12 protein-coding genes are annotated in these 15,687 nt (G+C 58.8%); all 12 read left to right on the top strand.

What is annotated here, in order from left to right; all coding sequences use genetic code 11:
• Window positions 1-2: 2 nt before the first annotated feature.
• The 12 genes from mraY to argJ all read left to right on the top strand — a co-directional run bounded on the left by mraY (window position 3) and on the right by argJ (window position 15,683).
• Complete coding sequence (mraY, locus tag ABIE60_RS00775) at window positions 3-1,085, top strand: phospho-N-acetylmuramoyl-pentapeptide-transferase (RefSeq protein WP_354466971.1); 1,083 nt, start codon at window positions 3-5, stop codon at window positions 1,083-1,085.
• 26 nt (window positions 1,086-1,111) lie between these two features.
• Window positions 1,112-2,461: a UDP-N-acetylmuramoyl-L-alanine--D-glutamate ligase gene (murD, locus tag ABIE60_RS00770; protein ID WP_354466970.1), complete on the top strand. Its 1,350-nt coding sequence runs from the start codon at window positions 1,112-1,114 to the stop codon at window positions 2,459-2,461.
• On the top strand, window positions 2,458-3,684 hold the full coding sequence (gene ftsW, locus ABIE60_RS00765; protein ID WP_354466968.1) for a putative lipid II flippase FtsW: 1,227 nt from the start codon (window positions 2,458-2,460) through the stop codon (window positions 3,682-3,684). The genes murD and ftsW overlap by 4 nt, the downstream gene beginning before the upstream one ends.
• On the top strand, window positions 3,681-4,763 hold the full coding sequence (gene murG, locus ABIE60_RS00760) for an undecaprenyldiphospho-muramoylpentapeptide beta-N-acetylglucosaminyltransferase (RefSeq protein WP_354466967.1): 1,083 nt from the start codon (window positions 3,681-3,683) through the stop codon (window positions 4,761-4,763). Before ftsW ends, murG begins: the two co-directional genes overlap by 4 nt.
• Before the next feature lie 41 nt (window positions 4,764-4,804).
• Window positions 4,805-6,214 carry a UDP-N-acetylmuramate--L-alanine ligase gene (murC, locus tag ABIE60_RS00755; RefSeq protein ID WP_354467619.1) on the top strand — a complete coding sequence of 470 codons (1,410 nt, stop codon included), beginning with the start codon at window positions 4,805-4,807 and terminating at the stop codon, window positions 6,212-6,214.
• On the top strand, window positions 6,211-7,164 hold the full coding sequence (locus ABIE60_RS00750) for a D-alanine--D-alanine ligase (RefSeq protein ID WP_354466966.1): 954 nt from the start codon (window positions 6,211-6,213) through the stop codon (window positions 7,162-7,164). Before murC ends, ABIE60_RS00750 begins: the two co-directional genes overlap by 4 nt.
• A 4-nt stretch (window positions 7,165-7,168) precedes the next feature.
• On the top strand, window positions 7,169-7,927 hold the full coding sequence (locus ABIE60_RS00745; RefSeq protein WP_354466964.1) for a cell division protein FtsQ/DivIB: 759 nt from the start codon (window positions 7,169-7,171) through the stop codon (window positions 7,925-7,927).
• On the top strand, window positions 7,917-9,209 hold the full coding sequence (gene ftsA, locus ABIE60_RS00740; protein WP_354466963.1) for a cell division protein FtsA: 1,293 nt from the start codon (window positions 7,917-7,919) through the stop codon (window positions 9,207-9,209). Before ABIE60_RS00745 ends, ftsA begins: the two co-directional genes overlap by 11 nt.
• A 71-nt stretch (window positions 9,210-9,280) precedes the next feature.
• Window positions 9,281-10,462 carry a cell division protein FtsZ gene (gene ftsZ / locus ABIE60_RS00735; protein ID WP_354466962.1) on the top strand — a complete coding sequence of 394 codons (1,182 nt, stop codon included), beginning with the start codon at window positions 9,281-9,283 and terminating at the stop codon, window positions 10,460-10,462.
• Between the two features lie 95 nt (window positions 10,463-10,557).
• Window positions 10,558-11,472, top strand: coding sequence for a UDP-3-O-acyl-N-acetylglucosamine deacetylase (lpxC, locus tag ABIE60_RS00730; protein WP_354466961.1), 915 nt, complete (start codon window positions 10,558-10,560; stop codon window positions 11,470-11,472).
• Window positions 11,473-11,688: 216 nt separating this feature from the next.
• The gene (gene secA / locus ABIE60_RS00725; RefSeq protein WP_354466960.1) at window positions 11,689-14,445 is read left to right on the top strand and encodes a preprotein translocase subunit SecA; all 2,757 of its coding nucleotides are present in this window, start codon (window positions 11,689-11,691) and stop codon (window positions 14,443-14,445) included.
• Between the two features lie 20 nt (window positions 14,446-14,465).
• The gene (gene argJ, locus ABIE60_RS00720) at window positions 14,466-15,683 is read left to right on the top strand and encodes a bifunctional glutamate N-acetyltransferase/amino-acid acetyltransferase ArgJ (protein ID WP_354466958.1); all 1,218 of its coding nucleotides are present in this window, start codon (window positions 14,466-14,468) and stop codon (window positions 15,681-15,683) included.
• The last annotated feature ends 4 nt before the right edge of the window (window positions 15,684-15,687 follow it).

Raw genomic sequence — 15,687 nt, 5'->3', positions numbered from 1 at the left:
CCATGCTTTTGTTGCTCGCTGACTACCTGTCACAGTTTTATACCGGCTTCGGGGTGTTCCGCTACATCACCCTGCGCGGCATCATGGGAATCCTGACCGCTCTGGGCCTGTCGCTGTTTCTGGGTCCCTGGTTGATTACGCGTCTTAAGGAAAAACAGATCGGTCAGGCGATCCGTTCTGACGGCCCCCAGTCACATCTGAGCAAGGCGGGAACGCCTACCATGGGGGGCGCCCTGATTCTGCTCTCCATCGCAATCAGTACGCTGCTGTGGAGTGATCTGACCAGCCGCTATGTCTGGGTGACATTGATAGTAACGCTGATTTTTGGTGCCGTTGGCTGGGTGGATGACTGGCGCAAGGTGATCGAGAAAAACCCGCGCGGGTTGCCTGCACGCTGGAAGTATTTCTGGCAGTCGATTGGCGGGCTGGGTGCCGCCGTCGTGCTTTACATGACCGCTCAGTCACCGGTGGAAACCCAGCTGATTCTGCCGTTTTTCAAGGATATCGCCATTGATATGGGGATTTTCTTCATTGTCTTCACCTACTTCGTCATTGTGGGCAGCTCCAATGCAGTCAACCTGACCGATGGCCTTGACGGTCTGGCGATCATGCCGACGGTGATGGTGGCGGGGGCGCTGGCCGTGTTTGCCTACCTGAGCGGCCACGTTCAGTTTGCCAATTATCTGCACATTCCGTATGTGGCGGGTTCCGGCGAGCTGATCATCTTCTGTGGTGCCATTGTCGGGGCCGGTCTGGGCTTTCTCTGGTTCAACACCTACCCCGCGCAGGTGTTCATGGGCGATGTGGGCGCGCTTTCACTGGGTGCGGCACTGGGTGTGATCGCTGTCATCGTGCGACAGGAGCTGGTGCTGGTGATCATGGGCGGGGTGTTCGTGATGGAAACCATCTCCGTCATCCTTCAGGTGGCCTCATTCAAGCTGACCGGGCGACGTATTTTCCGCATGGCACCGATCCATCACCACTTTGAACTGAAAGGCTGGCCGGAACCGCGGGTCATCGTGCGTTTCTGGATCATCACTGTCGTTCTGGTGCTGATCGGTCTGGCCACGTTGAAGCTTCGCTAACGAAATTGATCAATCAGGAGAGCAGGGTGAGTCTGATTACGACTGACAAGCAGCGCATCATCATCGGTCTGGGCCAGACCGGGTTGTCCTGTGCGCGCTACCTGCACCGGCGAGGGCTGCATTTTGCGGTCTGCGACACCCGCGAGGCTCCGGCCGGGGCTGATGCCTTTCGGGCTGAATTTCCGTCTGTAGAGCTTCATCTTGGTGAGCTTGATGCCGACTGGCTTGGCCGTGCCGGCGAGCTGATCATCAGCCCCGGGGTGGACAAACGGCATCCGGTCATCGCCTCGGCGGTGGCAGCAGGTGTGCCGCTGCTGGGTGATATCGACCTGTTCTGCCGTGAGGCGACGGCCCCCATCGTGGCCATTACCGGTTCCAATGCCAAAAGTACCGTGACCACACTGGTAGGTGAGATGGCCGCTGCAGCCGGTATCAGGGTGGGCGTGGGCGGCAATATCGGTACCCCGGCACTGGATCTGCTGGAGGCCCCGGCTGAACTGTATGTGCTGGAGCTGTCCAGTTTTCAGCTGGAAACCACGCATGAACTGCGCGCGGCCGCAGCGACCGTGCTGAATGTCAGTCCTGATCATCTCGATCGCTACAACGGCATGCAGGACTATACCCTGACCAAACAGCGCATCTACCGTGGCGCCGCTGTCGTGGTTGCCAACCGTGAGGACCCGCTGACTCAGCCCCTGCTGGCCCAGGGGATGCAGCTGCGCAGCTTTGGGCTGAATCGACCGGATCTCAAGGATTACGGCCTGCTGGATCATGAGGGTGAAACCTGGCTCGCCTGTGGGCTTGAGCCGTTGCTGCCGGCCTCGGCACTGAAAATTCGCGGCAGCCACAATCTGGCCAATACCCTGGCGGCGCTGGCGCTGGCCGATGCGGTCAATATTCCACGCGACGCGTCGCTCAGTGCGCTGCAGCAGTTCGCGGGCCTTGCGCATCGCTGTCAGTGGGTCGCGGACGTTGCGGGTGTGAGCTATTACAACGACTCCAAGGGCACCAATGTCGGCGCTACGCTGGCGGCGCTGGAGGGGTTGGGCGCTACGCTGAAAGGTGACGCCCGTCTGATTCTGATCGCGGGTGGCGTTGGCAAGGACCAGTCCTTTGTTTCACTGGCTGCCCCGCTGCATCGCTACAGCCGTGATCTGGTGCTGATCGGTCGAGATGCCAGCCAAATCGCGGCAGAGGTTGAAGGACCACAGCATCACTTTGCCGCCAGCATGGCGGAGGCGGTGCAGTGTGCCGCTGAGCTTGCACGTCCGGGGGATGTGGTACTGCTGTCGCCGGCCTGTGCCAGCTTCGACATGTTTTCGGGTTACAGCGAGCGTGGTCAGGTATTCATTCAGGCGGTGGAGGGACTGTCATGAGACTGGCGCTGCCGTCCATTCAGATCCCCGCCAGGCTGCAGGTGCCGGCCGGAGTGGCGCCTGTCGATCCCTTGCTGCTGGTGAGCACTCTTACCTTGATGTTGACCGGGCTGGTGATGATTACGTCCGCTTCCATGGATGTGGCGGCACGCGATTTTGGCTCACCAGCTCATTTCATCCTGCGCCATGGCGGGTTTCTGCTGGTTGCACTGGTGAGTGCCGCTCTGGCCCTGATGGTGCCGGTCAGGGCCTGGGAGAAATACAGTGGCGTGCTGCTGTTGATCGGTCTGGCGTTTCTGGTACTGGTGTTGATTCCCGGCATTGGCCGTGAAGTGAATGGTTCGCGGCGCTGGATCGGCGTGGGGCCCATCAACATTCAGGCCTCCGAAATTGCCAAGGCGTGCATGGTGATATTTATCAGCGGTTACCTGGTCAGGCGTTTGGCGGAAGTGCGCAGCGGCTGGTGGGGCGTGGTCAAGCCGGCCATTCCGATGGGTTTTTACGGTGTGGCCCTGCTGATGGAGCCTGACTACGGTGCGCTGGTTGTACTCGTCGGCACCGTGGCCGGCATGGTGTTTCTGGGCGGCATGCGCTTCATGCAGCTGCTGGTGGTTGTGGTGTCTGCCGGCATGCTGGTTGGGTTGCTGGCCTTCGCTCAGCCCTACCGGCTTGAGCGCCTGAAAAGCTTCACCGACCCCTGGGCGGATCCTTTTGGCAGCGGCTACCAGCTGTCGCAGGCACAGATCGCCTTTGGCCGTGGTGACTGGTTTGGTACCGGGTTGGGCAACAGTGTACAAAAGCTGTTTTACCTGCCCGAGGCGCATACTGACTTTGTCTACTCAGTGTTGGCAGAAGAGCTGGGGCTGCTGGGGGCGCTGATTGTGGTGGCGCTTTATGTACTGCTGGTGGCCCGGATTTTCATCATCGGTCGCCGTGCCGAAAAATTGCAGCAGTTCTTCAAGGCCTACATGGTGTATGGCTTCGGCTTCATCATTGCCGGTCAGGCACTGATCAATATCGGTGTAAACGTGGGAGCGCTGCCGACCAAGGGGCTGACTCTGCCATTGCTCAGTTACGGTGGATCCAGTCTGCTGGTCTGTGCCGGAATGATCGCAATCGTGCTGCGCGTCGACTACGAACTCAAGTGTCAGCAGTTGAAGCAGGTACCGCGTGAATTGCCGCTGGTACGGCGAATACTGAAACTGGAGGAGCGACCGGCATGAGTGACACCTCACGCAAGGTACTGATCATGGCAGGTGGCACCGGTGGGCATGTGTTTCCGGCGCTGGCAACGGCCGATATTCTGCGTCAGCGTGGTGTGGCGGTCGAATGGCTTGGCAGCCAAGTCGGTATCGAGAACGAAATTGTGCCCAAGGCCGGCATTCCGCTGTATCGCATTTCAGTGACAGGGTTGCGTGGCAAGGGGCGGTTAAGCCTGCTTCTGGCACCCTTCAAGCTTGCCCGTGCATTGGGTCAGGCACTGGGCGTACTGCACCGCGCCAAACCGGATGTCGTGCTGGGCATGGGTGGTTTTGCTTCAGGCCCAGGCGGTCTGGCGGCGTGGCTGTTACGGGTTCCGGTTGTGGTGCATGAGCAGAATGCGATTCCGGGCATGACCAACCGCACGCTGGCACGTCTGGCGAGCAGAGTGTTGCAGGCCTTTCCGCAGGCTTTTGCCGGGCGCAAGGGGGCAATCACGACTGGCAACCCGGTGCGTGGGCCGATCCTTGAGCTGGCGCCTCCGGCAGAACGCTTTGCCGGCCGTGAAGGCCCGCTGCGCCTGTTGGTGGTGGGAGGCAGTCTGGGTGCGCTGGCGATCAATGAGATGCTGCCCAAGGCTCTGGCACTGCTGCCACAGGAGCAGCGGCCTGAGGTTTGGCATCAAACCGGCAAGCGTCATCTGGATTCAACCACAGCGGCTTATGCCGCAGCGGGCGTGACGGCCAGTGTTGTGCCGTTTATTGATCGGATGGACAAGGCCTACGGCTGGGCCGATCTGGTGTTGTGTCGCTCCGGTGCACTCACCGTGAGTGAGATCGAAATTGCCGGTCTGGGTGCCATTTTTGTGCCTTTCCCCCATGCGGTGGATGACCACCAGACCGCCAATGCGCGGCATCTGGAACAGGCCGGTGCTGCGCGAGTGGTGCAGCAGTCCGAGTTGAACCCGGAGCGGCTGGCCGCTCTGCTGAGCGAACTTGGCAGCCGAGAACAATTATTGCAGATGGCCGAGCGGGCACGTGAACAGGCCCGCCCCGAAGCAAGCACGACAGTGGCAGAAATCTGTCTGGAGGTTATGAAGTGACAGCGGTGAACCGCAGCGTGAAAGTCTACGAGGTGCCTGAGATGCGCCGCATTCGCCGCATCCATTTTGTCGGCATCGGTGGCGTTGGCATGTGTGGCATTGCCGAAGTCCTGCTGAACCAGGGTTACGAGATATCCGGCTCTGATATCCGCCCATCCGCCACCACGGATCGGCTGAAATCGCTCGGTGCTCAGGTCTTTATCGGCCACGCCGAAGGTAACGTGGTGGGATCTCATGTCATCGTGACCTCAACTGCGGTGAACGAAACCAACCCGGAAGTGGCCGCCGCACGCGAGCTGCGCATTCCGGTGGTGCGTCGAGCCGAGATGCTGGCTGAGCTGATGCGCTACCGCCACGGCATTGCGGTAGCGGGTACCCATGGCAAAACCACGACCACCAGTCTGATGGCATCCATCATGGCGGAAGGCGGGCTCGATCCCACCTTCGTGATCGGTGGCCGACTGACCAGTGCCGGCACCAATGCTCAGCTTGGCGGCAGCCGCTATCTGGTCGCCGAAGCCGATGAGAGTGATGCCTCTTTTCTTCACCTGCAGCCAATGGTTGCGATCGTGACCAATATTGACGCCGATCATATGGATACCTATGGCGGCGACTTCGGCAAGTTGAAGCAGACCTTTGTCAGCTTTTTGCACAACCTGCCGTTTTATGGCCTTGCCGTACTCTGCACCGACGATCCGGTGGTACGGGAGATTCTGCCTGAGGTCAGCCGTCCGACCCTGACCTATGGCTTTCATGAAGGCGCCGATTACCGTGCGCTGGATCTGCAACAGAATGGCATGCAGACCCGTTTCCGTGTTGAGCGTCCGTCGGGGCAGAAGCCTCTCGATGTGTGCCTGAACATGCCGGGACGGCACAACGTGCTGAATGCACTGGCTTGCATTGCAGTTGCTTCCGACGAGCAGATCGATGATGCCGCCATTGTGCGCGCACTGGAGAAATTCGAGGGGGTTGGGCGCCGCTTCCAGGTGCTGGGCGAGCTGCCACTGGCCAACGGCAGCGCCACACTGGTGGACGACTATGGCCATCACCCGCGTGAGGTGCAGGCGGTTATTCGCGCCGTGCGGGAAGGCTGGCCGGATCGGCGCCTGGTGATGATCTATCAGCCGCACCGCTTCACCCGAACACGAGATCTGTACGAAGACTTTGTACAGGTGCTGTCGGAAGTGGACCTGCTGTTGTTGATGGAAGTCTACCCGGCCGGTGAAGAGCCAATACCGGGAGCGGACTCACGCAGTCTGTGCCGCAGCATCCGCCAACGAGGTGTTGAACCGGTGTTTGTTGAAGGGCCCGATGATGTGGCAGAGGTGTTGCGCAATGTGCTGCAGCCCGGTGATCTGGTGTTGACTCAGGGTGCCGGCAATATCACCAGCCTTGCTCACCAGTTGAAACAGGAAAGTCTTACAGCGGTCGATGCGGAGAAAAAAGCATGAATGAGTGGCGACTGGATGCATCAGAAGCGGCTGCCTTTGGCCGTGTGGCCGTCATCATGGGAGGGCGCTCCGCTGAGCGGGAAATCTCTCTGCGCAGTGGTGCTGAGGTGCTGCGAGGCCTTCAGGCTGCAGGAGTGGATGCTTTTGGCATCGATCTGGCGGCGGACGGACGTGACCCCGTTGCGCAGCTGCTACAGGCCGATTTTGACCGTGCCTTCCTGATTCTGCATGGCCGTGGTGGAGAGGACGGCACCATTCAGGGTCTGCTGGAAATGATGCACAAGCCCTACACCGGCAGCGGTGTCTGCGCATCGGCGTTGGGTATGGACAAATTGCGCTGCAAGCTGCTGTGGCAGGGGGCAGGGTTGCCGACACCGGCATTTGCCGTGCTGGACGAAGGTGCCGACCTTGGGGCTGTTGAAGCCCGTCTGGGGTATCCGATCATGGTCAAGCCTGCACATGAAGGCTCCAGCATCGGCATGAGCAAGGTGCGCAGCCGTGAAGAGCTTGAAGCCGCCTTCGCCCAGGCAACCGCCTACGACAGCAGTGTGATTGCCGAGCAGTGGGTGGATGGGCCGGAATTTACAGTGGCGGTGCTTGGGCATGAAACCTTGCCGGTGATCCGGCTGGAAACACCGCATGATTTCTATGACTTCACTGCCAAGTATGAAGCGGCGGATACCGGTTACCACTTCAGAACCGCACTTTCGCAGGAGCAGACCGAATCTTTGCAGCAGCTGGTGCAGCAGGCATTCAGCATCGCCGGTTGCCATGGTTGGGGCCGTGTGGATGTGATGATGGATGCCAATGGGCAGTTCCAGTTGCTGGAGGTGAATACAGCCCCTGGCATGACAGACCACAGCCTGGTGCCCATGGCCGCCCGTGAGGCGGGTATCAGCTTCAGTCAGCTGGTGGTTGAAATCCTGCGTACGGCAGGGGAGCGGGAGTAAGCTCATGAGCAGGGGCAGTGTCGAACAACACACACAACAGGGGCTGGATCGCTACTGGCGCAGTGTTGTGTTGCTGACGCTGCTGGTGGTGTTTGTCGGCATCGGCAGCTCGGCGCTGCGTGAGCTCTGGGGCTGGCTGAATCAGCCGGTAGCCGAGATCCGCATGGCGGGCGCGACACGCCATCTGGACAAGACCGCGCTGGCACAGACACTGGCCGGAGGACTCACCAGTCCGCTGCTGCAGCTGGATCTGAAGCAGATTCAGGAGCAGTTGATCGGTGATCCATGGGTACACAGCGCCAGTGTCAGACGGCAGTGGCCGCCTTCGCTGGAGGTACAGCTGGAAGAGGAAGTGCCGGTTGCCCGCTGGGGTGACAAGGGGCTTCTGAACCATCAGGGCGATATTTTCTGGCCCGAGCTGAAGCCGGAGTACCGTGCGTTGCCACGACTGAGTGGGCCGGCCCATGAAACGGTCAGGATCATGCAGCAGTTTCATGACCTGAACCGGATGTTTTCCAGTGAAGGGCTGCGGCTTACGGGCCTGACGCTGGAAACGCGCGGTGCCTGGACACTGGAGCTGGATAACGGCATTCGCGTTATTGCCGGCCGTGAGCAGCTGGTGCCGCGGCTGAAACGTTTTTTAAGCATCTATCGCCAGAATCTGGCCGAAAAGGCGGGGCAGATAGAGCAGATCGACATTCGATATACCAATGGCGTGGCCGTTAGCTGGCGCGCAGGAGCAGGACAGGATAATGCAGGTTAAGGGCGATATGGCAGGTAACATGATCGTCGCACTCGATATCGGCACCTCTAAGGTGGTGTGTCTGGTGGGCGAGATGACCCCGCAGGGCACAATCGAGATCGTTGGCGTCGGTTCCCAGCCTTCACGCGGGTTGAAGCGTGGTGTGGTGGTCAATATTGAGTCGACTGTCAGCTCGATCCAGCGTGCCGTGGAAGAGGCTGAACTGATGGCCGGCTGCAAGGTCCATGGGGTCACGGTGGGGATTGCCGGCAGCCACATCAGCAGTCTGAACTCCCATGGCATCGTGGCTGTGCGTGATCGCGAAGTGTCCGACTACGATCTTGAGCGAGTGATTGATGCAGCGCGTGCCGTCGCGATTCCGGCGGACCAGAAGATCATCCATATCCTGCCGCAGGAGTATCTGATCGACAATCAGGAAGGAATCAAGGAGCCACTGGGAATGTCGGGTGTGCGGCTGGAGGCCAAGGTGCACCTCGTCACGGGGGCGATCAACGCAATTCAGAATATTGAAAAATGCATTCGCCGCTGCGGCCTTGAAGTGGACGCCGTCGTGTTGGAGCAGTTGGCGTCCAGCTATGCGGTACTGACCGATGATGAGAAGGACCTGGGTGTCTGCATTGTCGATATCGGTGGAGGCACTACCGATATTGCCGTCTTTACCGGCGGCTCGATTCGCCATACGGCGGTCATACCGATTGCCGGCGATCAGGTTACCAACGATATCGCCATGGCGCTGCGCACGCCGACTCAGCATGCGGAACAGATCAAGATCAAATACGCCTGTGCCCTGGCTCAGCTTGCCCACGCCGACGAGATGATCAAGGTGCCCAGCGTGGGTGACCGTCCCGCACGGGATCTGTCCCGCCAGGCGCTGGCTGAAGTGGTCGAGCCGCGTTACGAAGAGCTGTTCACATTGATTCAGGCCGAACTGCGTCGCAGTGGCTTCGAGGATCTGGTGGCCGCCGGCATCGTGCTGACCGGAGGCACCGCCAAGATGGAAGGTGCCGTGGAGCTGGCGGAAGAAATTTTCCATATGCCGGTACGGCTGGCCAGACCGCAGGGCATTCGGGGGCTGGAAGCCCAGCTTAGCAACCCGATCTATGCCACCAGCATTGGCCTGCTGCACTACGCCAAACAGGATCACGAGGTGCCGATGGCACCCATCGCCGCAGAGGCTGGCACTGAGCTGGTTGCGGTACCGCAGGAACGTCCGCGCATGCCCAGACCCAATCCGGGTGTGTATCTGAAACGGTTCAAGGAATGGTTGCAGGGCAACTTCTAAGAGCGAAATTCATTAATGCAGTTGCCGGTAGCGCCGGAAGGTAGTGGCAGGCGCCCGGGAAGGAGGAAAACATGTTTGAACTGGTCGAGAGTGTTACGCAGAGTGCGCTGATCAAGGTTATCGGTGTCGGTGGCGGTGGTGGCAACGCCGTACAATATATGGTCAACAAAGAGGTTGAGGGTGTCGAATTCATCTGTGCCAATACCGATGCTCAGGCGCTGAGCCGAAATGCTGCCCGTACGGCGCTGCATATCGGCGGTGAGCTGACCAAAGGGCTGGGTGCAGGTGCAAACCCGGACATTGGCCGTCAGGCTGCGATCGAGGATCGTGAGCGGATCGCCGAAATATTGGCCGGTGCCGATATGGTATTCATCACCGCCGGCATGGGGGGTGGTACCGGAACCGGTGCCGCGCCGATTGTAGCCGAGGTTGCCCGCGAACTGGGTATTCTGACCGTGGCGGTGGTCACTCGCCCGTTCCCGTTCGAGGGGCGCAAGCGGATGAAAATCGCGGAAGAGGGCATCAACGAACTGCGCGATGCAGTCGATTCCCTGATTATCATTCCGAACGAGAAGTTGATGCAGGTGCTGGGCAAGAACTGCAGTCTGGTCAACGCGTTCAGTGCGGCCAACGATGTGCTCAAGGGTGCCGTACAGGGCATTGCCGACCTGATCACCCGCCCGGGCATGATCAACGTCGACTTTGCGGACGTGCGTACCGTCATGTCTGAAATGGGCATGGCGATGATGGGCAGTGCGGTCGCACGCGGTGACAACCGTGCCGAAGAAGCCGCTGAAGCGGCCATTCGCAGCCCGCTGCTGGAAGATATCGACCTGCGCGGCGCCAGCGGCATTCTGGTCAACATTGCGGCTGGTGAAGACCTGAGCCTGGGTGAGTTCACCGAGGTGGGTAATATCGTCGAACAGTACGCCGATGAAGACGCCACCATCGTGGTGGGTACCGTCATCGATCCGTCTCTGGGTGATGAAATCAAGGTAACCGTCGTTGCCACCGGGCTTGATCGTACGCGCAACCAGTCGATGAAAGTGGTTCAGGGTAATGCGCCGACCAGCCGCAAGCAGGATGGCTCGCTCAACCTGGATGAAATCGAACTGCCGACCATTCTGCGTCGTCAGCGCGAAGAGGCGCTGCTGGATAAACCGCAGCAGGATTCGGGTGTTGATCAGAATGGGCGTCGTGATGACTATGGAAGTTTGGACATCCCCACGTTCCTGCGGCGTCAGGCTGATTAAAAAGCAGGCAGCTGATAACCTTTAGATTGATGAAGGTGTCACTTGTTTGTTAGAATTTCCTGATATTTTTGTAACATTTTAGGTTGGCGAAGCGGATGATCAAACAGCGCACTCTCAAGAACAGCATCAAGGCCACCGGCATCGGTCTGCATACCGGCCAGAAGGTGTACCTGACGCTGAAGCCGGCGCCGGTCAATACTGGCATCGTGTTTCGACGAGTGGACCTGGATCCGGTTTTCGAGATCGAGGCCCGCGCCGATAACGTGGCCGATACGACGCTGTCGACCAACCTGGCGCGTGATGGCATCCGTGTTGCCACGGTCGAGCACCTCCTGTCGGCACTGGCGGGGCTGGGCATCGACAACGCCTATGTCGAATTGAGCGCTGAAGAAGTACCGATCATGGACGGCAGTGCAGCCCCCTTCGTGTTCCTGGTTCAGTCCGCCGGTATCGAAGAGCAGAACGCACCGAAGCAGTTCATCCGGATCAAGAAGGAAGTGACGGTAAGCAACGAAGGCAAAACCGCTACCTTCCGTCCTTTTAATGGATTCAAGGTCGGCTTCTGCATCGAGTTCGATCACCCGGCATTTGCCAACCGCAACATGGAAGCGGTTCTGGACTTCTCCAGTACCTCTTTCGTGAAGGAAGTCAGCCGGGCGCGTACCTTCGGCTTCATGCGCGATATCGAATACCTGCGCTCTCAGAACCTGGTACTCGGTGGCAGCTTTGAGAACGCCATCGTGGTCGATGACTTCAAGATCCTGAATGAAGACGGTCTGCGCTACGAAGATGAGTTCGTCAAGCACAAGGTACTGGACGCCATCGGTGACCTGTACCTGCTGGGCAAGAGCCTGATTGGCGAATTCTACGGCTACAAGTCCGGTCACTACCTGAACAACATGCTGCTGCGCAAGCTGCTGGCAACTGAAGATGCCTGGGAGCTGGTGACCTTCGAAGGTCAGGAGCAAACTGCACCCATCTCCTACCATCGTCCGGTTGCGGCGGGTTGATCGCCCAGCCATAAGCTGCCAACAAAGCCGGCCCAGTGCCGGTTTTGTCGTTTTCAGGCCCTGCTTCATGCCTCTCTGGCACCAGATCAAATTTGTGCCGCATTGACATTCAACTATCTGCCCCAATACAGGTAGAATGTCGTATCCATTTTTTCAGGCAAAGGATCTCCGGGCTCATTCCCGCCTCTTTGCATTCAACCGGTTAAAAGTCGAATTATGCTGACCTCACTGTTCAAGAAGATTCTGGGAAGTAAAAACGAGCGCGAGCTGAAGCGCCTGGGCAAGATCGTCAAGCAGATCAATTTACTGGAGGAAGCCTTCGAAGCACTCTCCGACGACGAGTTGAGGGGCAAGACAGTTGAGTTCAGGGAGCGTCTGGAACAGGCGGAGCCGCTGGACAAGATTCTGCCTGAAGCCTTTGCCGCTGTGCGGGAAGCCTCCAAGCGCGTGATGGGCATGCGTCACTTCGACGTACAGCTGATCGGTGGCCTGGCGCTGCATGAAGGCAAAGTGGCCGAGATGAAAACCGGTGAGGGCAAGACCCTGGTCGCAACCCTGGCCGTTTACCTCAACGCACTGCCGCAGCGCGGCGTGCACGTTGTCACCGTGAACGACTATCTGGCCCAGCGAGATGCCGACTGGATGCGTCCGCTGTATGAGTCCCTCGGCCTCAGCGTTGGCGTGGTGCGCTCCGGACAGGATTCTGAATCCAAGCGTGCCGCCTATGCCTGCGACATCACCTACGGTACCAACAACGAATTCGGTTTTGACTACCTGCGTGACAACATGGCGTTCAGTCTTGCTGACAAGGTACAGCGTGATTTCTGCTTCGCGGTTGTCGACGAAGTTGACTCCATCCTGATCGATGAAGCGCGTACGCCTCTGATCATCTCGGGTCCGGCCGAAGACAGCTCGGCCACTTACCACAAGATCAATCAGCTGATCCCCAGCCTGCAGCAGTTCCACGGTGAGCTGGACCCGAAAGATACAGAGCAGGTCGTTGATGAGCACTTTGTGGTCGATGAGAAAAACCGCACGGTCGAACTGACTGAAGCCGGCCACCAACTGGTGGAAGACCTGCTGATCGAACACGACATGCTGACAGAAGGTGAAAGCCTGTACGCGCCGCAGAACCTGAACCTGCTGCACCATGTGCTGGCAGCGTTGCGTGCGCACTACCTGTTCCAGCGTGACAAGGACTACATCATTCAGAATGGCCAGATCGTCATCGTAGACGAGCATACCGGCCGGATCATGCCCGGTCGTCGCTGGTCTGAGGGGCTGCATCAGGCCGTTGAGGCGAAAGAAGGTGTCCAGATTCAGATGGAAAGCCAGACGCTGGCCTCAACCACCTTCCAGAACTACTTCCGTTTGTATGAAAAGCTGTCCGGCATGACCGGTACTGCCGATACTGAAGCGTTCGAGTTGCGTCAGATCTACGGCCTTGATGTAGTGGTCATTCCCACCAACCGTCCGGTACAGCGCAAGGACTACAACGACATCGTGTTCCTCACCATCGAGGAAAAGTATCAGGCGATCGTCAAGGAGATCCGCTACTGTCGCGAACACAACCGTCCTGTGCTGGTGGGTACGGCTTCGGTTGAGTCATCAGAGCTGCTGTCGGCACTGTTGCAGAAGGAAGACATTCCGCATAACGTCCTCAACGCCAAAAACCATGGACGTGAGGCTGAAATCATTGCCGAAGCTGGTCGCCCTGGCGCGATCACCATCGCCACCAACATGGCGGGTCGTGGTACGGACATCAAGTTGGGTGGCAAGCTGGAAGCTGAACTGGAGGCGATGTCGGCCGACAGCAGCCAGGCTGAAGTGGATGAAGCCATGCGCGAATGGCGTGAGCGCCACGACCTGGTAATCGAGGCCGGCGGTCTGCACATTATCGGTACCGAACGCCATGAGTCGCGCCGTATCGACAACCAGCTGCGCGGTCGTGCCGGCCGTCAGGGTGATCCGGGCTCATCCCGTTTCTTCCTGTCGATGGAAGATGACCTGATGCGCATCTTCGCCTCCGAGCGTGTACGTCAGTTCATGCAGGCACTGGGGATGGAAAAGGGCGAAGCGATTGAGCACAAGATGGTGACCAATGCCATCGAAAAGGCTCAGCGCAAGGTGGAAGGCCGCAACTTCGATATCCGCAAGTCGCTGCTGGAGTATGACGATGTCGCCAACGACCAGCGCAGCGTGATCTATGACCAGCGCAACGAAGTGATGGCATCGGAGGATATTTCCGAAACCATCGATTCGGTGCGTGACGAGGTGATCGAGAACACCATCAGCGAACATATCCCACCGCAGAGTCTCGAAGAGATGTGGGACGTGCCGGCACTGGAAAAGGCGCTGGAAACCGAATTTGCCCTGCAGCTGCCGATACAGCAGTGGCTGGATGAAGACGACTCGCTGCATGAGGAAACCCTGCGCGAAAAAATCCATCACGAGATCGTATCGGCCTATAAAGCGAAGGAAGAGGTTGTTGGCGCGCCAACACTGCGCATGTTCGAGAAGCAGGTGATGCTGCAGGTTCTTGATACGCTCTGGAAAGAGCACCTGCAGACCATGGACCTGTTGCGTCAGGGTATTCATCTGCGCGGCTATGCGCAGAAAAACCCCAAGCAGGAATACAAGCGCGAAGCCTTTGCCCTGTTCCAGGACCTGCTGGATAACATCAAACGTGATGTGATCCGCATTCTGAGCCACGTTAAGGTGCGCGAGCAGGAAGAGGTTGAGCGTATGGAAGCCGAGCGCCGTGCCCAGGCCGAGCGTCAGCAGATGAACTTTGAGCACGCGCAGGGCAGTGCAATGGCCGGCTCTGGAGCCGAGCAGGCTCAGGCGGCGGGTGACGAATCTGCCGAGAATGCCGAGCCTTATGTGCGTAACGCCCCGAAAGTTGGTCGTAATGACCCCTGTCCCTGTGGGTCAGGCAAAAAATACAAACAGTGTCACGGTAAAATCAGTTAATTATTAAGGAAAACAGCATCATGGCAGTTGGTCCGGCTACTTTGCCACCGTTACATCCGGTTAAGGGATTTCGTCTGGGTATCGCATCCGCAGGGATCAAGAAACCGGGCCGACGCGATATTGTGCTGATGGAGCTGGCCGAAGGCAGCTCGCTGGCGGGCGTGTTTACACTGAATGCCTTTTGCGCTGCGCCGGTGCGCATCTGCAAGCAGCACCTGGGCCGGACCGGTTCACGCTATATGCTGATCAATACCGGTAACGCCAACGCGGGTACCGGAGAGCAGGGAATGCGTGATGCGATAAGCTGCTGTGAAGCCGTTGCAGACCTGTGTGGCGTGCCGGTAGAAGCGGTACTGCCGTTTTCCACCGGTGTGATCGGTGAGCCGTTGCCGGTAGCCAAGATTCTTTCGGCGCTGGATGCGGCCAAAGCCGACCTCTCGGAAAACAACTGGGAGCAGGCCGCTTCGGGCATCATGACCACTGATACCCGTCCCAAGGCTGCCAGCGAGCAGTTTGAATACAGGGGTAAAACGGTAACCCTGACCGGCATCTCCAAGGGCGCCGGCATGATCATGCCCAATATGGCCACCATGCTGGGCTATGTCGCTACCGATGCCGAGGTTCCGCAGCCGCTGCTGCAGCAGTGGTTGAGCAGTGTGGCGGATCGCTCTTTCAACCGCATCAGCATCGATGGCGATACTTCCACCAACGACTCCTGCATGCTGGCGGCCACGGGTGCCAGCGGCGTGCTGATTGACGGTTCGGACTACGAGCTGGCCAGTCTTTTTACCGAAGCGCTGGAGCGCGTCATGCTGTCACTGTCACACGCCATTGTGCGTGATGGAGAGGGTGCGACCAAGTTTGTTGAAGTGCGTGTTGAGTCAGCGGGTACCAGCAAGGAAGCGCTGGATGTAGCCTATACCATTGCGCACTCGCCTCTGGTCAAGACGGCGCTCTTTGCCAGTGACCCGAACTGGGGTCGTATTCTGGCCTGTGTGGGCCGTGCTGGGATCGACAATCTGGATCTGGACGCTTTGCAGATCTACCTCAACGATGTCTGCATTGTCGAGAAGGGTGGACGTGCGGCCAGCTACACCGAAGAAGCCGGTCAGGCGGTCATGAACGGTGAAGAGATTCTGATCCATGTGGTCCTCAACCGCGGTCAGGTCACGGAGCGGGTCTGGACTACGGATCTGTCTCACGACTATGTCAGCATCAACGCGGACTACCGCAGCTGATCTG

Source organism: Marinobacterium sp. MBR-109 (assembly GCF_040547565.1).
Classification (GTDB): domain Bacteria; phylum Pseudomonadota; class Gammaproteobacteria; order Pseudomonadales; family Balneatricaceae; genus Marinobacterium.
Note: the sequence above shows the minus strand (reverse complement) of the source record. Positions and strands in the feature narration are given on the sequence as shown.

Bases quoted from the DNA above. Each gene is read 5' to 3' on its own strand.
- mraY (WP_354466971.1), top strand. From the start codon at position 3: ATGCTTTTGTTGCTCGCTGACTACCTGTCACAGTTTTATACCGGCTTC.
- ftsW (WP_354466968.1), top strand. From the start codon at position 2,458: ATGAGACTGGCGCTGCCGTCCATTCAGATCCCCGCCAGGCTGCAGGTG.
- murG (WP_354466967.1), top strand. From the start codon at position 3,681: ATGAGTGACACCTCACGCAAGGTACTGATCATGGCAGGTGGCACCGGT.
- murC (WP_354467619.1), top strand. From the start codon at position 4,805: ATGCGCCGCATTCGCCGCATCCATTTTGTCGGCATCGGTGGCGTTGGC.
- ABIE60_RS00750 (WP_354466966.1), top strand. From the start codon at position 6,211: ATGAATGAGTGGCGACTGGATGCATCAGAAGCGGCTGCCTTTGGCCGT.
- ABIE60_RS00745 (WP_354466964.1), top strand. From the start codon at position 7,169: ATGAGCAGGGGCAGTGTCGAACAACACACACAACAGGGGCTGGATCGC.
- ftsA (WP_354466963.1), top strand. From the start codon at position 7,917: ATGCAGGTTAAGGGCGATATGGCAGGTAACATGATCGTCGCACTCGAT.
- ftsZ (WP_354466962.1), top strand. From the start codon at position 9,281: ATGTTTGAACTGGTCGAGAGTGTTACGCAGAGTGCGCTGATCAAGGTT.
- lpxC (WP_354466961.1), top strand. From the start codon at position 10,558: ATGATCAAACAGCGCACTCTCAAGAACAGCATCAAGGCCACCGGCATC.
- secA (WP_354466960.1), top strand. From the start codon at position 11,689: ATGCTGACCTCACTGTTCAAGAAGATTCTGGGAAGTAAAAACGAGCGC.
- argJ (WP_354466958.1), top strand. From the start codon at position 14,466: ATGGCAGTTGGTCCGGCTACTTTGCCACCGTTACATCCGGTTAAGGGA.